Origin of the sequence: Haloarcula sp. NS06, assembly GCF_051122755.1 — an archaeon.
In the GTDB taxonomy this organism is placed as follows: Archaea; Halobacteriota; Halobacteria; order Halobacteriales; family Haloarculaceae; genus Haloarcula.
Map to the genome: position 1 here is coordinate 800,183 of NZ_CP184844.1, position 18,002 is coordinate 818,184.

At 63.1% G+C, this 18,002-nt stretch carries 20 protein-coding genes; 11 read left to right on the plus strand and 9 right to left on the minus strand.

The window, feature by feature from the left end:
• Window positions 1–62: 62 nt before the first annotated feature.
• From ubaA to ACODNH_RS07785, 5 genes are all read right to left on the minus strand, one after another.
• Complete coding sequence (gene ubaA / locus ACODNH_RS07765; protein ID WP_306708966.1) at window positions 63–878, minus strand: SAMP-activating enzyme E1; 816 nt, start codon at window positions 876–878, stop codon at window positions 63–65.
• Window positions 879–960: 82 nt separating this feature from the next.
• Window positions 961–1,947 carry a methyl-accepting chemotaxis protein gene (locus tag ACODNH_RS07770; protein ID WP_306708968.1) on the minus strand — a complete coding sequence of 329 codons (987 nt, stop codon included), beginning with the start codon at window positions 1,945–1,947 and terminating at the stop codon, window positions 961–963.
• 89 nt (window positions 1,948–2,036) lie between these two features.
• Window positions 2,037–3,539 carry a carboxypeptidase M32 gene (locus ACODNH_RS07775; protein WP_306708970.1) on the minus strand — a complete coding sequence of 501 codons (1,503 nt, stop codon included), beginning with the start codon at window positions 3,537–3,539 and terminating at the stop codon, window positions 2,037–2,039.
• Window positions 3,540–3,627: 88 nt separating this feature from the next.
• The gene (locus ACODNH_RS07780) at window positions 3,628–4,794 is read right to left on the minus strand and encodes an acetamidase/formamidase family protein (protein ID WP_306708972.1); all 1,167 of its coding nucleotides are present in this window, start codon (window positions 4,792–4,794) and stop codon (window positions 3,628–3,630) included.
• A gap of 185 nt (window positions 4,795–4,979) precedes the next feature.
• A complete protein-coding gene (locus tag ACODNH_RS07785) occupies window positions 4,980–6,062 on the minus strand; it encodes a M20 family metallopeptidase (protein WP_306708974.1) in 1,083 nt (360 codons plus the stop codon).
• Window positions 6,063–6,278: 216 nt separating this feature from the next.
• Between ACODNH_RS07785 and uvsE the strand changes: the two genes are divergently transcribed.
• From uvsE to ACODNH_RS07805, 4 genes are all read left to right on the plus strand, one after another.
• On the plus strand, window positions 6,279–7,202 hold the full coding sequence (gene uvsE / locus ACODNH_RS07790; protein ID WP_306708976.1) for a UV DNA damage repair endonuclease UvsE: 924 nt from the start codon (window positions 6,279–6,281) through the stop codon (window positions 7,200–7,202).
• Window positions 7,203–7,284: 82 nt separating this feature from the next.
• On the plus strand, window positions 7,285–9,162 hold the full coding sequence (locus tag ACODNH_RS07795; protein WP_306708978.1) for a PINc/VapC family ATPase: 1,878 nt from the start codon (window positions 7,285–7,287) through the stop codon (window positions 9,160–9,162).
• 98 nt (window positions 9,163–9,260) lie between these two features.
• A complete protein-coding gene (locus ACODNH_RS07800; RefSeq protein WP_306708980.1) occupies window positions 9,261–10,082 on the plus strand; it encodes a YqcI/YcgG family protein in 822 nt (273 codons plus the stop codon).
• A 1-nt stretch (window position 10,083) separates the two neighbouring features.
• Window positions 10,084–10,641, plus strand: a complete 558-nt coding sequence (locus ACODNH_RS07805; protein WP_434531226.1) for a cysteine hydrolase family protein — start codon at window positions 10,084–10,086, stop codon at window positions 10,639–10,641.
• 46 nt (window positions 10,642–10,687) lie between these two features.
• On the opposite strand, the gene ACODNH_RS07810 is transcribed toward ACODNH_RS07805, so the two are convergent.
• Window positions 10,688–10,951, minus strand: coding sequence for a winged helix-turn-helix domain-containing protein (locus ACODNH_RS07810; protein WP_005537476.1), 264 nt, complete (start codon window positions 10,949–10,951; stop codon window positions 10,688–10,690).
• A gap of 161 nt (window positions 10,952–11,112) precedes the next feature.
• On the opposite strand from ACODNH_RS07810, the gene ACODNH_RS07815 reads away from it, so the two are divergent.
• Window positions 11,113–11,373: a hypothetical protein gene (locus ACODNH_RS07815; protein ID WP_188853416.1), complete on the plus strand. Its 261-nt coding sequence runs from the start codon at window positions 11,113–11,115 to the stop codon at window positions 11,371–11,373.
• A gap of 2 nt (window positions 11,374–11,375) precedes the next feature.
• Window positions 11,376–13,205, plus strand: a complete 1,830-nt coding sequence (locus ACODNH_RS07820) for a ribosome biogenesis/translation initiation ATPase RLI (RefSeq protein WP_306708985.1) — start codon at window positions 11,376–11,378, stop codon at window positions 13,203–13,205.
• A gap of 58 nt (window positions 13,206–13,263) precedes the next feature.
• On the opposite strand, the gene ACODNH_RS07825 is transcribed toward ACODNH_RS07820, so the two are convergent.
• On the minus strand, window positions 13,264–13,479 hold the full coding sequence (locus tag ACODNH_RS07825) for a hypothetical protein (RefSeq protein WP_306708987.1): 216 nt from the start codon (window positions 13,477–13,479) through the stop codon (window positions 13,264–13,266).
• Window positions 13,480–13,547: 68 nt separating this feature from the next.
• Window positions 13,548–14,069 carry an archaemetzincin family Zn-dependent metalloprotease gene (locus ACODNH_RS07830; RefSeq protein WP_004514915.1) on the minus strand — a complete coding sequence of 174 codons (522 nt, stop codon included), beginning with the start codon at window positions 14,067–14,069 and terminating at the stop codon, window positions 13,548–13,550.
• A gap of 30 nt (window positions 14,070–14,099) precedes the next feature.
• Here ACODNH_RS07830 and ACODNH_RS07835 point away from each other — a divergent pair, with 30 nt between their 5' ends.
• From ACODNH_RS07835 to ACODNH_RS07855, 5 genes are all read left to right on the plus strand, one after another.
• Window positions 14,100–14,513: a UPF0146 family protein gene (locus tag ACODNH_RS07835; RefSeq protein WP_306708995.1), complete on the plus strand. Its 414-nt coding sequence runs from the start codon at window positions 14,100–14,102 to the stop codon at window positions 14,511–14,513.
• Between the two features lie 19 nt (window positions 14,514–14,532).
• A complete protein-coding gene (locus tag ACODNH_RS07840; RefSeq protein WP_306708997.1) occupies window positions 14,533–15,405 on the plus strand; it encodes a TIGR01548 family HAD-type hydrolase in 873 nt (290 codons plus the stop codon).
• 75 nt (window positions 15,406–15,480) lie between these two features.
• Window positions 15,481–15,870, plus strand: a complete 390-nt coding sequence (locus ACODNH_RS07845; RefSeq protein WP_306708999.1) for a hypothetical protein — start codon at window positions 15,481–15,483, stop codon at window positions 15,868–15,870.
• A 49-nt stretch (window positions 15,871–15,919) separates the two neighbouring features.
• A complete protein-coding gene (npdG, locus tag ACODNH_RS07850; protein WP_434531227.1) occupies window positions 15,920–16,588 on the plus strand; it encodes an NADPH-dependent F420 reductase in 669 nt (222 codons plus the stop codon).
• A gap of 339 nt (window positions 16,589–16,927) precedes the next feature.
• Entirely contained in the window at window positions 16,928–17,680 is a 753-nt protein-coding gene (locus tag ACODNH_RS07855) for a response regulator (protein ID WP_434531228.1), read from the plus strand.
• A gap of 47 nt (window positions 17,681–17,727) precedes the next feature.
• Here ACODNH_RS07855 and ACODNH_RS07860 read toward each other — a convergent pair whose 3' ends face one another.
• Window positions 17,728–17,994: a thioredoxin family protein gene (locus ACODNH_RS07860; RefSeq protein WP_004591027.1), complete on the minus strand. Its 267-nt coding sequence runs from the start codon at window positions 17,992–17,994 to the stop codon at window positions 17,728–17,730.
• Window positions 17,995–18,002 lie beyond the last annotated feature (8 nt).

Sequence of the window (18,002 nt, forward strand, 5' to 3'; positions counted from 1 at the left end):
CATAAAGCTCGGTTCCGCAGTATCAGCCGTGAGAATTAGGCCGGAAGACGGAGCGGGTCCACTCAGTCCTCAGCGAGCGAACAGCGACCCTCGTAGCTGGCGTCGGCGACGCTCGCGATGGCGGGGTCGTCGCCACAGACCGGGCAGTTCGGCCTCGGCGCGATAGGGACCTCCTCGAAAGACATCTCGGCGGCATCGTAGGCGACGAGCCGCCCCTCCAGCGTCTCGCCGTAGTCCATCGCGAGCTTGACGACTTCGGTCGCTTGCATACATCCGATAGTGCCCGGGAGCACGCCAAGAACGCCCGCAGTCGCACAATCGGGGACGGTCCCCTCCGGCGGTGCTTCGGGGAACAGACAGCGGTAGCACGGGCTGCCGCCGGAAAACGTCGTCACCTGGCCCTCGAACTGGAAGATAGCCCCGTGAGAGAACGGCGTACCTGAAAGCGTGCAGGCGTCGTTGACAAGAAAGCGCGTGGCGAAGTTGTCGGAGGCGTCGACGACAATGTCGTAGTCGGCCACCAGGTCGGTCGCGTTCTCCCGTGCCAGCCGCAATTCGTGGCGGTCAACGGTCACGTCGGGGTTGAGTCCGGTGACGAACTCAGCGGCACTGTCGACCTTTGGCCGACCAATGTCATCGTCCCTGTGGATGACCTGGCGCTGGAGATTCGACCGCTCGACCACGTCATCGTCGACGATTCCGAGCCGACCGATGCCCGCAGCCGCGAGATACTGGAGGACTGGTGCGCCGAGACCGCCGGCCCCAACGACCAGCACGTCGGTGTCGAGCAGTGCGGCCTGGCCCTCCGGCCCGACGTCGTTCATGATGATGTGCCGGGAGTAGCGATCAAGCTGTTCTGGGTCCAGATCCGGTCGCATAGTGGCCGTATGCCACCCGGAGAAATAAACGACTGGTTCGTCTCGGGCGTTTCGAGCTGTAGGGCCGAGGTGTCCAGCCGGCTCAGTTGTTGCGCTGGAGGTCCGCAACGAGGTCGTCTATCGCCTGATTGATGTCGGTGAGAAGGTCCGTTTGCTCATCGGATTCTTCGGCGATGTCAGCCGTACTGTCGGCGATGTCCTCGGCTGCATCTGTGGACTGGTCGATCATGCTCGCCACTTCCTCTGTCGAAGCAGCCTGCTGGTCTGTGGCTGTAGCGACCTCCTCGATACCGTTGTTGACTTCGCGGACGGTATCGTCGATCTCTCCAAGGATTTGGGTCGACTCCTCGACGGTGTCAATACCCTCGTCGATTTCGTCGTTACTCTCTTCAAGGCTCTCGACGGCGTTCTCAGTATCGTCCTGGATGCCATCGATCATCTGCTCGATGGTCGTCGCCTGCTCCTGTGACTCCTCGGCGAGGCTCTTGACTTCGTTTGCCACAACGGCGAACCCTTCGCCTGCCTCGCCGGCGCGAGCAGCCTCGATGGACGCGTTTAGCGCCAGCATGTTGGTCTGGTCAGCGATGTCGTTAATCACTTCGACGATCTCGTCAATCTCCTGTACGCTCTGCTGTATCGTCTTGACGTCCTCGGCGACGCTGTCGGCTGCCTGCTGGATGTTCTCCATCGCCTCGTGGACATCGTCAGCGTTCCCCTGCCCGCGCTCGGCGAGTTCCTTCGCTTCGCGGGAGGCCGCGGAAACCTCTTCGGACGACGAAGCGATCTGCTCAACTGACGCAGAGAGGTTCGATACCTCGTTTGCGATGTCTGTCAGGCTCTCGTACTGCTCGGCAGCCTGTTCTCGGATGTCGGCAGTTTCCTCGGCGATACCGACCGACGACCCCTCCAGATCAGCCAGCATCGTCTGTATTTCGCTTGCAGCGGTGTGGCTGTAACCGGCCTCCGTGTCAATGTCCTCCGCGATATCGTCCTGAATATCCTCGTCGATATTGTCGTCGATCCCCGACTCTGTTTTTGCCCTTACATTTTCGGACGGTCTCTCAGCCATAGTGGTCGTCACAATGGGCGGGGAATATAAAACGAGTTGCCCAATAGTATCAGAGTCGATATCTGGAACGGGGTTCGCCGGCCGTCGTGTCAGCAGTCGTACAGCGTGCGGTACTTCTCCTCGGCGTAGTTGAGGAAGTGCTCGGCAGTGAAGGATTCACCGGTCGCTTCTTCCACGAGGTCGTCGGTCCGGTAGCGAGCGCCGTGTCGGTGGATGCTCTCGGTGAGCCAATCGTGGATAGGGTCGAACTCGCCGGCACGGACGTGGTCGTCGAAGCCGTCAATGTCCTGCTGAGCGTGATGGTCCAGTTGCGCGGCCAGCACCGACCCGAGCGTGTAGGTCGGGAAGTAGCCGAAGGACCCGTTGGTCCAGTGGATGTCCTGCAGACAGCCCTTGGCGTCGGTGTCGGGACGGATGCCAAGATACTCCTCCATTTTGTCGTTCCAGACCGCCGGCACGTCTGCCACGTCGAGGTCCCCGCGGATGAGGTCCCGCTCAATTTCGAAGCGGACGATGATGTGCATGTGGTAGGTCAGTTCGTCTGCTTCGACCCGAATGAGGTTGTCGTCGTACACCTCGTTGGACGCCTCGTAGAACTGCTGGGCGGTGGCGTCGGTCCCGAGGTGGTCGTTGGCCGTCTCAGTGAAAAAGTCCCAGAACGGCTTCGAGCGGCCGACGTGGTTCTCCCAGAAGCGAGATTGTGACTCGTGGACGGAGAGGTCGCGGTTGTCGCCCAGCGGCGTGCCATAGGCCTCCTGTGGCAGACCGAGCGTGTATGTGGCATGGCCGAACTCGTGGATTGTCGAGCCCAGCGCGTCCAGCGGGTCCTCGGGGGTAAAGCGGGTGGTGACGCGGGCGTCGAACTGCGTCCCCATGGAGAACGGATGGGGGGCGGTGTCGAGACGACCACGGTCCCAGTCGTAGCCCAGCGTGTCAAGTGCTGTCTCGACGAGGCCGTGCTGGGTGTCGTCGTCGTAGGTCCCCTCGAACGGGTCCGCAAGCGTCACGTCGCTGTCGGCGATGTCGTCGATGAGCGGGACAAGTGCGTCCCGGAGGTCCGTCAGCACGTCCTCGGCGGTGTCGATACCGAGGTACGGTTCGTACTCCTCGAACAGCACCTCGTAGGGGTCGCGGTCGGGGTCGATAGCGGCGGCGTACTCCCGGCGGAGTTCGACCAGTTCTTCGAGCGTGTCAGCGAAGGCATCGAAGTCGTCCTCAGCCTTGGCCTCTTTCCAGACCGGCAGGGCGTTCGAGGACGCCTCGGAGATGCGTTCGACCAGATCGGCGGGAACCTTGGTGGCTCGCTCGTGGTCCCGCCGGACCTCTCGAACGACGGCCTCCTGTTCGGAGTCGAGGTCGGCGTCGTCGAGTTCGTCTAGCCAGTCAGCCAAGTCGTCGTCGGTCAGCAGCTCGTGATGGAGCGTGGAGATGGCGGAGGTCTGCTTCGCCCGGGCCGGCGTGCCGGCGTCGGGCATCATCACCTGCTGGTCCCAGTTGAGGACGCCGCCGGCGTCCCCGACGTAATAGAGGCGGCGGACGTGATCCAGAAACTGCTCGTACGTGGACTCGCTGTCCTCGCTCGCTGTTGCCATACGGCCGGGTTAGGCCGGCGACGGTAAAGACCCGATGCCGCCGGTAAGGGGTGCACCGGTTAGCCCTGCCAGGCTATACCGTGCTTGCTCAGAAGCTCTCCCCGAGCGTCTGCGGGTCGATTTCAAAGCCGTCAGTGAAGATACCTTTCGGGATTTTGCCGTGAATGCCTTTGTTGATATCGACTATCTGCGAGACGTTGAAATTCCCGGCAAGGCTCAGTAGTCGATACGCCTCCGTCGGCGTCATATCCTTCTGGTGGACGAGCACCGATATCGCTTCTCTGAGGGCCTGCTCCATCGCGTTGTCGAGGTCGTCGTTAATTCCCATAACGTAAACGTCCTCGTCGGTCTCAGCGACGGGCCAGTCCATCTGCTGGGCGTTCTTGTGCAGCGTGAACCGGAACGTCGGCGTTAATGACGTCTCCAGGGCGGTGAGGTCTACCTCGCCGTTGCCCTGAAGCGCGTGTCCGTCGCCGGTGAAAAACAGCGCGCCTGGGGCGAACACAGGGAAGTAGAGCGTCGTCCCGATGCCAGTACCTTGAATATCGATATTGCCGCCGAACGGGCCCGGCGGGACCGAGTTCACCCGCCCCGTAGTCGCTGTCGGACCGACGGCCATGATTCCTTGGAACGGCTCCAGCGGGATTTCGGTCGTGTCACTGAGTTCGGCCACGCCCCGGTCAAGGTCGAATTCAATTACCTCGCTGTCGTTCCACGTAAACTCCGATGGGAGGCCACCCTTCCGCTGTCGCATCGTGTTCGCGCCGTAGGGAACACGGAAGTCAATGTCAAGCACTTCGACCTCCAGCACGTCGCCTGGTTCGGCGTCCTCAATGTACACCGGCCCGGTGACAACGTGCGGCCCGGCTCCATCGTGTGGGACCTCCTCGTAGACGCTGACCTGATCCTCTAGGATGTCCGATTCCGGAATCCCCGCATTCGTGAAGAACTCCTCCGGCCCCGGCTGGTCCTCTAAGATGCCCTCGTGGGATATCGTCTCGATTTGGACGACCGAGCCAGACTCGACACGTTCTATTGGCTCTTTCGTCGGGTCGATCGCGCCCCAGACCACGTTTTCCGTCGTCGATTCAACGACTGTATCAACTTCGTAGTCGCTGTCGCCCTCCTGCGTGTCTGTCTCGTCGTCGGCCTGTGCGGCCGCGATGTCGACGTTGTCTCCGAGAACCTGTGAGCCGGTCCCCGCTCCGAGGAGACCCAGCGCGCCTGCCGCTTTCATGAGTCGTCTTCGTTTCATCGCTCCACGTCGCGGGAAGTGTCTGTCATGTAAAAGGACAGACGAAATGACAATTATTTCGTCAATCAAACATCAATATACCAGATTACGAATGATAGTCGACTGTTCGTCGTATTTTCTCCCGTTTGACAAAACAAACACAGACAACCGCGCTCGCTTCAAGACGGAGTCCACCCAGCGGTAGCTCAGCGGGACGGCCACGACTCGGCGACGCACTCGTAGATGTCCCGGCACCGCTTGACGACAGTCAGCGACACGCTCTCGTCGGCGGTGTGTGCCTCACCGGGTTCGGCCGCGCCGACAACGACGCAGTCCGTTCCGGCCTGGGCGAGCCAGCCGGCGTCGGTCGCGTGCGGTTTGACGACGTGTTCGGGTGTAGCGTCCTGAGCCGCGGTAGCGGCGTCGAGCACCCTCTCCGCGAAGCCGGCGTCGCCACAGGCCATCGGCGGGAGGTCCTGGTCGACGCGCCAGGACACGCCGTCGATGGCTTCGACCCTGTCCAACGGGGCGCGCTCGCCGGGGACTGTCCGCTCGTCGACGGTGACCACACAGCGTTCGGGGATGACGTTCCAGGCCGAGCCGCCGTCAATTTCCGTGACGGCGACGCTCCCGCTCATCTCGTGGCCCAGCACGGTCGTCGACGGAAAGTCGAGGTCCCGGACCACGTCGACGGCGTCGGTGGCGCGGTAGATGGCGTTCGCGCCCGCGGCGGGTTCGCTGGCGTGGGCCGCCGCGCCGTCGCCAACAATAGTCGACCCGCGCCGGCCCTTGTGCGCGACGGCCACATCCGTCGTTCCGGGTGCGGAGTAGCCGGTCGACCCCTCGCCGACGACGGCGTAGTCGGGCGCGAAACCGTCCTCGATAGCGGCCTGACAGCCGACGCCACCCTGTTCCTCGCCGACGAAGGAGGCGAAGACCAGTTCGCCGGCGGGGTCGGCGTCCCGGAAGGCCAGCATCGCCGCGGCGACACACCCTTTCATATCCGCCGCGCCGCGGCCGTAGAGGCGGCCGTCGCGTTCCTCGACGACGTACTCGCCGTCGGCACCGACCTGCGACTCGTCCGGTGGGACCACATCGTGGTGGCCGACGAGTGCCAGCGACGTGTCGCCCTGGCCCTTGCGAGCGATAACGTTCCCGTGGTCGTCACGGGTGACTCGTGCGTCGGTGTGGTCCCGGAGCCACGCTGTGATGTACTCCCCAGCAGCCGCTTCGTCATCGTGACTGGGGATCGAAACGAGGTCACGAGTCAGCGATGTGAGCGTGTCCATATCCGTGGGTCGGGAGCCGGCAGAACAAAAATCCGCGGCAGGCGACACTCGCGTTGGCTGACTGGTCAACGCCGACTCGGTCCGAAAGGTGGGCGTCAGTCTCCCAGTAACTCTGTATCAGGCCTGAAACGGATTCGAGGGGCGCGGTTTTCACTGAGACCTCTGGTGTCCGTATCGAACCGAACACCTGTCTGTCCAGAGCGGCAATACTCGGTAATGCTGGGCTACGCTGCGATGAACCGGACGCTCCGAGAGCGTGACCCGCCTCGCCGGTGCAATCGCGACATGCAGAAGAAGACCTGGGAATCCGAGGGTATCGAGTACGCGGCCACGCTAACTGCGAAGAACTTCGAGGACCTGCGCGAGATTCTGCTGTGGAACCGCGACCACGGGATCAACTTCTATCGCTGTAGCTCCAAACTCGTCCCGTGGAACTCACAGTTCGACATTACTGCCCTGCCGAACTACGAGCGGGTCCAGTCACTGGCAGCGGAGTGTGGTGCGCTCGTACAGGACAACGATATGCGCCTGACCTTTCACCCGAGCCACTGGTGTAAGCTGGCGAGCGAGTCCGAGGATACCGTCGCTCGTTCCGTCGAGTCAGTCGAACACCACGGCCGCTGGCTGGACTTGATGGGACTCCCGCGGTCGCCACGGTACGCGATTAACGTACATATTGGCGCTCATTACGGTGACAAGGCGGCGACAGCCGACCGGTTCTGCGATGTCGTCAGCGACCTTGCGCCGCGGGCTCGCGACCGGCTGACTGTCGAAAACGACGACGCCGAGTCGCTGTGGAGCGTCCAAGAACTCGTCACGGACGTCGCCAGTCAAGTCGATATTCCAGTGACGTTCGACTACCACCATCACAGCTTCACTGACCGCGGGCTCACCTATCGTGCGGGGTTCGAGTTAGCCCGGGAAACGTGGGACGGCGTCCGGCCAATCACACATTACTCGGAGCCGGCGTGCCTCCGGCCAGACAGCGATGCGAGCCCACAGGCACACGCTGACCACGTCGGTGCTGTCCCGACATGGCTCACCGAACAATCGGACGTGATGATTGAATCCCACGGCAAAGAACGGTCGTTGTTTCGCCTGCGAGCGGCCGACACCGACCGTGCGCCAAGCCCGGAGTGAGCAGCACGCTATTCAGTGTCGAACGTCAATCCGGAGCGGGAGACTCCACACCCTTATCAACGGCAGTCTCCAACGTTCGCGTATGGAAATTGTACCGGACACGAGCGTGGTCATCGACGGCCGCGTGTCCGACCAAGTGAAGGCCGACGCCGACCCCGACACGGATGTCGACGGCATGGGCTTTGCCGGCGCGACGGTCATCATTCCCGAAGCCGTCGTCGGCGAACTCGAAGCACAGGCGAACGACGGCCGCGAGACGGGCTGGGAGGGGCTCGAAGAGCTCCAGACGCTCGTCGACCTGGCTGAGGAAGGAACCATCGACGTGGAGTACGTCGGCCGGCGGCCCGACGCAATCGAAAAGCGCGAGGCCGGCGAAGGCCAGATTGACGCGCTCATCCGGGACATTGCCGGTGACCGCGACGCGACGCTCGTGACCAGCGACGACGTACAGGCCGAAGTCGCCCGCGCGAAGGGCCTCGCAGTGGAGTTCGTCGACCCAGTCAAGCGAACAGTCGACCGCCTGCAAATAGAGAACTTCTTCGATGAGGGGACGATGAGTGTCCACCTCAAGGTCGGCGTCGAACCCTACGCGAAGAAGGGCTCTATCGGCGACATGCAGTACACACCGATCCGCGACGACCTCGCGACAGAGAGCGAACTCCGGGAGTACGCTGCCGACATCGAGGAGAGCGCACGCGCCTCACCGGACGGCTTCCTCGAACTCGACGAGCCCGGCATGACAATCACCCAGTTCCGGGACTACCGCATCGCCATCGCACGACCGCCCTTCTCGGATGCACTCGAAATCACGGCCGTCCGGCCCATCGTCAAGACCGAACTGGATGACTACGAGTACGCCGACGAACTGCGGGACCGCTTCACCGAACACCAGCGCGGTGTCCTCATCTCCGGGTCACCCGGGGCCGGGAAGTCCACCTTCGCCCAAGCGGTCGGCGAGTTCCTCGTCGACGCCGATTACGCGGTCAAGACGATGGAGAAACCGCGGGACCTTCAGGTCGGCCCGAACATCACGCAGTACACCGAACTCGGCGGCTCGATGGAGAAGACCGCCGACTCGCTGCTGATGGTCCGGCCTGACTACACCATCTACGACGAGGTACGCAAGACCGACGACTTCGAGGTGTTCGCGGACATGCGACTGGCCGGCGTCGGCATGGTCGGCGTCGTCCACGCGACCCGCGCCATCGACGCGCTCCAGCGCCTCATCGGCCGCGTCGAACTCGGGCTCATCCCCCAGATCGTCGACACCGTCGTCTACATCGAAGCTGGGGAAGTCGACACGGTCTACGACGTGACGACCGAAGTCAAGGTCCCACAGGGGCTGATGGAAGAGGACCTCGCGCGACCGGTCATCATGGTTCAGGACTTCGAGACCGGTCGGCCGGAGTTCGAGATCTACACCTTCAACAACCAGGTCGTCACCGTCCCGCTGAACGACGACGAGGACCAGCCGGACTCCGGCGTCGACCGCCTCGCCAAACAGGAGGTCGAACGCGAGATCCGCTCCATCGCCCGGGGCCACGTCGAAGTCGAACTCCGCGGCCCGAACACTGCTGTTGTCTGGGTCGAAGACGACGACATCTCGCAGGTCATCGGAAAGGGCGGCGGCCGCATCTCCGACGTGGAGAACCGCCTCGGCATTGACATCGACGTTCGGACCTTCGAAGAGCGACCGTCCGGGCCGTCTGGCGGTCCTCAGACCGACTCCGGCGGCAAGCAGGGCGAAATCGTCCAGCCGGAGGTCACCTCCCGACACGTCATCGTGCCGCTCGACGGTCACGCCGGCGATACGGTCGAACTGCAGGCTGACGGCGAGTATCTCTTTACCGCGACGGTCTCGCGTGGCGGCGAGATTCAGGTCTCGCGCGGGTCGGGCATCGCCGAAGAACTGGAGCGAGCTATTGACCGCGGAAGTACGATTACCGTCGTGCCGTCGTAGGGTTCAGCGAGCAGGACAGACACGCGGTTAGTGCCCGGAAAGTGGGGCTAAGCTGGCGAAAACGACAGCTAAATTCCGCTGGAACCCGACGTTCTAGTATGACCGATGCAGTCGTCGGCAGGCTACAAGACCAAGAGACGCTGGCCGCCCGAGTGGAGCGGGGCGACGCGCCAGAGTGGGTCGGGGCCCACTGGCGGACCTTCCGCGAGGGGTTGACCGGTAAGCGAAACGGCTCCCCGTTCCCCTGTTTCTTCGGCGCGGAGTCAGTTCGGGACGGCGAACCGCTTTACACGGCCGTCCCGTCGATGAGTGACCCGGACGCGCTGTTCGACCTCGGCCAGACGCTACTGAAGTACCTCGACACCTACCAAGACCACAGCGAGAGGGCCTCGCTGGTGACGTTCTTCCGGTCGCCAGAACGGCCGATGACAGAGTCCGAGTACCACGACCGGCTCTGGCACATTCTCCAGTTCCTCCACGTCCACGACCCGGAGCCGTGGCCCGAGGATATCCCAACCAACCCGGACGACCCGCACTGGGAGTTCTGTTTCGGCGGCAAGCCGATGTTTCCGACCTGCCGCGCGCCGTTCTACGACACGCGAAAGAGCCGCTACTGTCCGGTCGGACTGGAAATCACGTTCCAGCCACGGGCGCTGTTCGAGGACCTGAACGTCACGGCCGACACCGAGGCCGGTCAGCACGCTCGCGATGTCATTCAGGGTCGACTGGAGGAGTACGATGGCGTCTGTCCCCACGCCGACATAGGCGACTGGGGCGTCGATGGCGACCGGGAATGGCCCCAGTACATGCTGTCCTCGGACGAGGACGCATCGCCCAATGAGTGCCCAATGACCGTGACGCGCGAGCATCCGAAATCGAGGTGGCTCATCGAAACGCCCGCACCGGAGCCGGCCGACTGAGATGGTTGTACTGCCCGAGACACCGGTGCTCGTGCTGGTCGACTTCCAACAGGGGTTCGACGAGTCGCGGTGGGGAACACGGAACAACCCCGACGCCGAGGCGAACGCGGCGCGCTTGCTTACGGCGTGGCGAGAGCGCGGTCTGCCAGTTGCGCACGTTCGCCACAACTCGGCGGAACCGGACTCACCGCTTCGGCGCGGCGAACCGGGGTTCGCATTCAAGCCGGAGCTGGAGCCCGACGCGGGAGAAGCGACGTTTGAAAAGCGCGTCAACGGCGCGTTCATCGATACCGGACTGGCGGACTGGCTCCGCGACACTGCCTCTGAGACGCTCGTCATCTGTGGCCTGACGACCGACCACTGCGTCTCGACGACGACGCGGATGGCCGAGAACCGGGGGTTCAACGTTGTCGTTCTAGGCGACGCGACGGCGACGTTCGACCGAACGCTCGACGGCGAACGCTTCGAGCCGTCGCTCGTTCACCGGACTGCATTGGCGCAGCTACGCGGTGAGTTCGCGACGATCGCGACGACGGACGACGTGGTCGCGTCGCTGTAACGACAAGCTCCCGGCCGCGCTGAGAAACAACGAGCGAGAAGGCGAGTCAGTCCGAAACTGCGGCGTCTGCTTCTGCCGGTTGTTCGGTAATCTCGTAGAGGTTCTGTCGCGCGTCGGCGAAGTACACGTCTTCTTCGATAACACCGACTTCGTCGAGTCGTTCCAGAGCGTAGCGGACGGTCCGTGCCGAAAGCATCGACTCCTCGACGATGCCTTTCTGTGTCAGTGGGCCGTCGTACTCCAGAACCTTGTACACGAGCTTTGCGCTCGGCGGAAGGTCTGCGATGGCTTCCCCATCAGAGTCCGTCATTACCCGTAATCACAAGCGCCGGGCGCATAAAGATTGAGGAGTCAGTCTCACCGGCACATGCATTTGCGACCGCGTCACAGTGCTGAACCGCGCACCTTTTGGTTGCGGGTAGTGGAACGTGTGGTATGGCTACGGAAACGGCGGACGGAATGAGCTCCCATATGCGGGGGCTCTCTGTCACGACGCTGACAGCCGTCGCTGGCATCGCCGCCGCGTTTGGTTCCAACGCGCTAGCGGCCACGCCAAACGACCCACAAGGCGTGCTCGTCCTCGCGGTCGCTATCGCAGCACAGTTCCCGATTCTGCGGGTGATCGGCATCGACACGGACGACCTCTCGACGAAGGACGTGCTCTACGTCGGCTTCATGACGTTCGCACTGTGGTTCGTTTCGTGGGGCATCCTGCTGACGACGGGAGCGTAACGATGGCCGAGGACAGTATCGCAGTCGTCGATCTGGAGCGGTGCCAGCCCGACCGCTGTAACTACGAGTGCATGAACTACTGCCCGCCCAACCGCAGCGGGAAAGAGTGCATCGTCAAGCGGGAAGACGAGTACGAGGAAGACGAGCCCTTCGAGGGCCAGCCCGACCAAGTCCGCATCTCCGAGGAAATCTGTCTGGGCGAGTCCTGCGGGATTTGCGTGAACAAGTGTCCGTTCGACGCGATCGAGATCATCAATCTCCCACAGGAACTGACCGACGAGCCGGTCCACCGCTACGGGGAGAACGCCTTCGCGCTGTACGGGCTCCCAAGCCCCGCCGAAGGCCAGGTCACCGGGATTCTCGGCCCGAACGGCATCGGGAAGACCACCGCTGTGCGCATCCTCGCCGACGAGATGCAGCCCAATCTGGGCCGCTACGGCGAGGAACCGAACTGGGACGAAATTCTCGACGAGTACCGCGGGACCGCCCTGCAGGAGTACCTCGAACAGATGCGCGACGGCGACGTGAGCGTCGCCCGCAAGCCCCAGTACGTCGACCGGATTCCGGACCAGTTCGACGGCAAGGCAAGCGAACTACTGAACCAGACCGACGAGCGCGGCGAGCTCGACTATCTCATCGAGCGAACCGGCATCGGCCCGGTCGTCGACAACCACATCGACGACCTCTCGGGCGGGGAACTCCAGCGGGTCGCCCTTGTTGCTACGCTGGCTCGTGACGCGGACTTCTACTTCCTTGACGAGATCACGCCGTATCTAGACATCGGCCAGCGGATGACCGCCGCGCGACTCATCCGCGAACTCGCCGAAGACGAGGACCGTTCGATGCTTGTCGTCGAGCACGACCTCGCGATTCTGGATCTGCTCGCCGATAACATCAACGTCGCCTACGGGACGCCCGGCGCGTTCGGTATCATCACACCGCCCAAGTCGACGAAGAAGGGCATCAACGAGTACCTCTCGGGCTACCTCGAAAACGAGAACATGCGCGTCCGTCAGACCGAAATCGAGTTCGAGGAGCACGCGCCACGGACCGCATCCGCTGGCGACGTGGTCATCGAGTACCCCGAACTCCAGAAGAGCTACGGCGACGGCGAATTCTCGCTGTCCGTCGATGCCGGGACCATCCGTGAGAGCGAGGTGCTGGGCGTCGTCGGCCCGAACGGTATCGGGAAGTCGACGTTTGCGAAGATGCTCGCCGGCCGGTTGGAACCGAGTGCGGGCGAAATCGACACCAGTCTCGATATCGCCTACAAGCCTCAGTATATCGAGATCGACCAGCCGATGCGGGTCGACGCGTTCCTCGCGTCGATTACGGACGACTTCGGGAGTTCCTACTGGAACACCGAAATCGCACAGCCCCTCCAACTCGAATCGGTGATGGAACAGCAACTCACCGACCTTTCGGGCGGGGAGCGCCAGCGGGTCGCCATCGCGGCCTGTCTCTCGAAGGACGCCGACCTCTACCTGCTGGACGAGCCCTCGGCCCATCTGGACGTGGAACAGCGGGTCATGGCGACCTCGGCCATCCGGCGCTACGCCGAGAACCACGACGCGACGGCGATGGTCATCGACCACGACATCTACATGATCGACCTGCTGGCCGACCGCCTGCTCGTCTTCGACGGCGAGCCGGCCAAGAACGGCCACGCCGCGCCGCCACAGGGCATGCGCGAGGGCATGAACGAGTTCCTCCAGAACCTCGACATCACGTTCCGCCGCGACGAGCGGACCTCACGGCCGCGCATCAACAAGCCCGACTCGCAACTGGACCGCGAGCAGAAGAACGCCGGCGAGTACTACTACGCGCCGTAGGCACAGCGTGGTCGGGACTGGAGACAGCAGGATTGGACCGCATTATACCCTACGAGAATTACGCCGCGGGATCACTGTCACTGCCCGTCTCAGACCCCGCAACCGCATCGTCTAAGCCGTCGGCGACTTCTGCCGGATCGAACTCCTCGTCCGGGTTGAGTTCGCGGTCCGTCTGCTCGTCTGTCTGGGACTCAGTGACCGCTTCATCGCCGGTGACCGTCACGAAGATGTCTCGCAGTTCTGCAACGCGTTCGGTGGACTGACTCTTGCTCATCGCGTATGTGTACAAGTACCACAGAAGTGTAGGCGCTATACCGAATCAGTTTGGTATCCGTTCGCAAACTACAGCACGTTTCGCTGGCAAGAGCCACACAGCGAGACTTCCTTCACGTCGACCTGTCGGACAGTGGGGGAGAAGTTCATCACGCAGCGCTTGTTATCGCAGTGTTCCAGCCCGAGCGTGTGGCCGACCTCGTGGACGACTTCTTTTCGAACCCGCTGTGAGAAGATCTCACCGGCAGAGCGGTTCGAGAAGCCGCCATCGGAGGATGTCTGGAGCCGGTACGTGGAGATGACGCTGCCGGAGCCACCGAGGTATGCGAGTCCAAAAACGTAGTTTCGACGGCGGTAAAAGAGGTCTTTCGGCGTGATAGCGATATTTTTACCGCCAGAGCCGACCCGGCGAGCGAGGTCGATAAACTCCTCTGCGCGGTACTGGTCGCGGTCCCCATCGTACGCGCCGGCAGGAATGGACTGTGGCTCGTGCATCGAGACCTCACAGTCGTAGACGGAGCGAAGTCCGTCCGAGGCCTCGCGTTTGACTTGGGCTGAGACCTCGCCCACCGGCACGATGTCGACGTGCATGGGAACGCATATGCGCCCGCATCTCATAAATTGTACGACGTGACCGACACCACCGGCCCGCTCGTTGACCGACTGGCGTCCGTCGATTCCGTCGTCGAGGTCGGCATCGGAAACCACCCTGACGTAGCCGCGGCGCTAGCGGAGCGAGGCGTGGATGTGACCGCGACGGACATCGTCGAACGAGATGTCCCCGACGGGGTGCGGTTCGTCGTGGATGACATCCTCGATCCCGATCAGTCCGTGTATGTGGATTCAGACATCGTATTCGCCCGGAATCTCCCGCCAGAACTGCATCGGCCGACGCTGACCGTTGCCGACGCCGTTGGGGCCGCGTTCTGGTTCACGACGCTGGGCGGCGACCAGCCAACGGTCGACGCCGAACGCGAGCAGCTCCGTGGCGGGGAGACGCTGTACCGGGCGAAAGATAGCAAGGCGCTTGAGTGAGGACTGCCTTCGCTCGCCCATGCAAGTCGACGCGGTCGTCCTCGACATCGACGGCGTGCTGGTGGACGTGGCCGACTCCTATCGCCGAGCGATCATCGAATCCATCGACCGGGTGTACGGTGATACGATCGAGAAGTCAGCGGTCCAGCAGTTCAAGGATGCCGGCGGGTTCAACAACGACTGGGAACTGACCTATGCAGCCGCGCTGTTCGTCCTTGCCGGCCGCGAGTCGGCCGTCGCCGACATCGCAGCATTCACCGACGCCATCGCCGAACGCGGCGGCGGTCTCGGCGCAGCCGAAGCCGTGGTCCATGACCTGCTCGATGACCCGGCCGAAACGCGGGTTTTCGACGCCTGGGACCGCGAACAGCTCCGGGACGTGTTCCAGACGCTGTATCTCGGCACCGATCTCTATCGCGATATCGAGGGCGGCGAACCGCCGTTTGCCGCGCCGGGGTACATTCACGACGAGCCGCTGCTGGTCGACGACGAGACGCTGTCGGCCCTGCAGAACCGCTTCGCTGTCGGCGTCGTTACCGGCCGACCGGCCGCCGAGGCAGACATCGCGCTGGAACGCGTCGGCCTCGACCTGCCAACGGAGCACCGCTTCACCATGGACGACTGGGGAGAAGGGAAGCCCCACCCCGCCGCCCTGCAGACGCTCGCCGAGCGCTTCGACGCCGAGCGGGTCGCCTTCGCCGGGGACACCCTCGACGACGTAGCGACGGCAGTCAACGCCGACGAAGCCGACGACGACCGTGTCTACTACGGCATCGGCGTCTTGACCGGCGGGCTGACCGGCGACGCCGGCCGCCAGACGTTCGCCAACAACGGCGCGAGTGCCGTCATCGAATCGGTCACCGACCTGCCCGAGCTTCTCGATACGGCATAACTGGGGTGGCCGGGCGTCGGCCACCGACCGGCGGTAAACGGCAACGGTTTCACTGGCGGGACAGAGACCACGGATATGCGACGACTGCCGACGTTCGGCTGGGCGCTGCTGGTGAGCATCTGGGCCGGACTCGTCGGTGGCGCGGTCATTCGCGAACCGTCAGTCGACTTGGTGCCGCTGTACGCCGTTATCTGCCAGCTACTCGGACTCGTCGCGGCCTACGGGACGATGCGGAAACGGGATCACATCCTCGAATCCGTTCACCGGCCGGGCCGCGTCGGGATGTTCATCATCGTCCTCTTTTTCGTGATGGTCCCGCTCTCCACTGTCCTTACCCTTGCGCTTGGGGACTCGTCAGTCGTTGGCATCGCGACGCAGTGGGTTAGCTATCTGGTGGGCCTCGGGAGTGCGCTGTACGTCGCCTTCGCCGGTGGGTTCGACCGGGCCTGGGAGAAGTACACCTGAGTGAACCTGTCACACAACGTTTATTCAGTGGTCGGCCTACGCCGTAGATATGGACATCGCGTTGCTTGGCGGTACTGGAGACATCGGCCAAGGCCTCGCCCTCCGCTGGGCTGATGACACCAACCACACGATCACCATCGGCTCCCGGAAAGCCCAGAAAGCGGCGAACAAAGCCGAGGAGTACGAGACAGAACTGGCCAGCCGCGGCCACGATGACCCATCAATCGCCGGCCTGGTGAACGAGGAGGCCGCCGCCCGCGCCGACGTTGTCGTCGCCGCCGTCCCGGCCTACCACCTCACGGACACTATCGACGCCGTCGCCGACGAACTCGACGACACCACGCTCATTGCCCCCGCCGTCGGGATGCAACGCGACGAGGACGGCTTCCACTACAACCGCCCCGGTGCCGGCAGCGTCACGCAACTGGCCGCCAACGCCGCCCCCGACGACACGCCTGTTGTCGGCGCGTTCCACAACCTCGCGGCCGGCCGGCTCGCCAACCTCGACGCCGACCTGAACTGGGACACCATCGTCGTCGGCGACGACACCGACGCCAAAGAAACCGTCTGTGAACTCGCCGAGGGCATCAAGGGGCTTCGTGCCCTTGATGGCGGCCCGCTCGCCAACGCCGCCGAAATAGAGGGACTGACCCCGCTGCTCATCAACGTCGCCCGGCACAACGACGGCCTGCATGACCTCGGCGTGAAGTTCCAATAGTACCTTTTTACGTCACCCCCTCTCTTCGCGCGCTCTGTGAGTGCGTTGCGGGGAGCGGGTTCGCAAAAATCTACGCTAAAAACGACCTCCGAGTCGCGCTCTGTGAGCGCGCTCAGAGGGAAACCGCTCGCCGTCGGCGAGCGGTATGCCCGCCGCGACCACCCAACCGCCGGCAGCAGTGCCGTTCCGCATCCCGCTTCTACTGCAGGCCTGCCCTTCCCCGCCGCCAGCGATGAAACGCTGGCGCGGCCTGAGGTGATGGAGCGCGGTTTCATACAGTTACCAGATAGGCACAGACGAGCAGCAAATACTTGCGTACTGCAGCCATGGAAGTAGAGGATGGAGACGGAAGATTCGCTCTCAATACTCCATGTCGACGACGACGCGGCGTTGGGAGACCTCGTGGAATTATATCTCGAACGAGAGGACAGCGGCCTCGATTGTACCGTCACGACGGAAACGAACCCAGAAGCCGCGCTGTCGCTGATTCGGTCGTCGGAGACCGACTTCGACTGTGTCGTCAGCGATTACGACATGCCGGAGATGAACGGTATCGACTTCCTCGAAGCCGTTCGGGAGACACATCAGGAGTTACCCGTGTTGCTATTCTCTGGTGAGGAGACCGGTGACGTCGCCGCCGAAATCATTCAGGCCGGCGTCACCGACTACCTGAAGAAATCCGTCGGAACGGACCAGTACACGTCGCTCATCCGCCGGGTCGAACACGCCGTCGATTCGGACGGGAGCTTCGAGACGGGCAACGAAGTCAAACTCAGCGGCGTCGGCGTCATCGGCACGGATGAGCGCTTCGAGAGAGTCGACGAAACCTACGCCTCGTACTACGGCTATGAGTCGGAGGAGCTCGTCGGCAAGCACTGGTCGGAACTCCACCCGAGCAACGAGGTCAAGCACATCAGGACGCACGTCATTCCCGTCGTCAGAAGCGGCGGGAAGTGGACCGGCCAGAGCAGAGGGCTGCGGGCCGACGAAACCACCTTCACCGAGTCGAAGATGGTGACGGTACTCGACGGTGGGCGGATGCTGATCGCCGTCGACGAAATCGACGATTCGGGACTGGCCGAACAAGAGTGATCCAGCGGCCGCTACTGGCCGTGTGACGAACCGCAAAAGTGACCGCGTTACGCCGAGGCCTGCTGCAGCGCGTCGTCGATGTCGTCTGCCTGCGTGACGCCGACGAAGCGCTCAACGATGCCGTCGTCGTTCTCGATGATGAGCGTCGGGAGGGAACGTACCTGATACTCGTTGGCAACGTCCTGTTCCTCGTCGACGTTGATCTTCTCGAACTCGACGTCTGCCCACTCCTCTTCGAGGTCTTCGAGGATCGGGTCCTGCGTTTTGCAAGGGCCGCACCAGTCCGCGTAGAAGTCCTTCAGTGTAACCGTCATAGTACTCT

Bases quoted from the DNA above. Each gene is read 5' to 3' on its own strand.
- ubaA (WP_306708966.1), bottom strand. From the start codon at position 878: ATGCGACCGGATCTGGACCCAGAACAGCTTGATCGCTACTCCCGGCAC.
- ACODNH_RS07770 (WP_306708968.1), bottom strand. From the start codon at position 1,947: ATGGCTGAGAGACCGTCCGAAAATGTAAGGGCAAAAACAGAGTCGGGG.
- ACODNH_RS07775 (WP_306708970.1), bottom strand. From the start codon at position 3,539: ATGGCAACAGCGAGCGAGGACAGCGAGTCCACGTACGAGCAGTTTCTG.
- ACODNH_RS07780 (WP_306708972.1), bottom strand. From the start codon at position 4,794: ATGAAACGAAGACGACTCATGAAAGCGGCAGGCGCGCTGGGTCTCCTC.
- ACODNH_RS07785 (WP_306708974.1), bottom strand. From the start codon at position 6,062: ATGGACACGCTCACATCGCTGACTCGTGACCTCGTTTCGATCCCCAGT.
- uvsE (WP_306708976.1), top strand. From the start codon at position 6,279: ATGCTGGGCTACGCTGCGATGAACCGGACGCTCCGAGAGCGTGACCCG.
- ACODNH_RS07795 (WP_306708978.1), top strand. From the start codon at position 7,285: ATGGAAATTGTACCGGACACGAGCGTGGTCATCGACGGCCGCGTGTCC.
- ACODNH_RS07800 (WP_306708980.1), top strand. From the start codon at position 9,261: ATGACCGATGCAGTCGTCGGCAGGCTACAAGACCAAGAGACGCTGGCC.
- ACODNH_RS07805 (WP_434531226.1), top strand. From the start codon at position 10,084: ATGGTTGTACTGCCCGAGACACCGGTGCTCGTGCTGGTCGACTTCCAA.
- ACODNH_RS07810 (WP_005537476.1), bottom strand. From the start codon at position 10,951: ATGACGGACTCTGATGGGGAAGCCATCGCAGACCTTCCGCCGAGCGCA.
- ACODNH_RS07815 (WP_188853416.1), top strand. From the start codon at position 11,113: ATGCGGGGGCTCTCTGTCACGACGCTGACAGCCGTCGCTGGCATCGCC.
- ACODNH_RS07820 (WP_306708985.1), top strand. From the start codon at position 11,376: ATGGCCGAGGACAGTATCGCAGTCGTCGATCTGGAGCGGTGCCAGCCC.
- ACODNH_RS07825 (WP_306708987.1), bottom strand. From the start codon at position 13,479: ATGAGCAAGAGTCAGTCCACCGAACGCGTTGCAGAACTGCGAGACATC.
- ACODNH_RS07830 (WP_004514915.1), bottom strand. From the start codon at position 14,069: ATGCACGTCGACATCGTGCCGGTGGGCGAGGTCTCAGCCCAAGTCAAA.
- ACODNH_RS07840 (WP_306708997.1), top strand. From the start codon at position 14,533: ATGCAAGTCGACGCGGTCGTCCTCGACATCGACGGCGTGCTGGTGGAC.
- ACODNH_RS07845 (WP_306708999.1), top strand. From the start codon at position 15,481: ATGCGACGACTGCCGACGTTCGGCTGGGCGCTGCTGGTGAGCATCTGG.
- npdG (WP_434531227.1), top strand. From the start codon at position 15,920: ATGGACATCGCGTTGCTTGGCGGTACTGGAGACATCGGCCAAGGCCTC.
- ACODNH_RS07855 (WP_434531228.1), top strand. From the start codon at position 16,928: ATGGAGACGGAAGATTCGCTCTCAATACTCCATGTCGACGACGACGCG.
- ACODNH_RS07860 (WP_004591027.1), bottom strand. From the start codon at position 17,994: ATGACGGTTACACTGAAGGACTTCTACGCGGACTGGTGCGGCCCTTGC.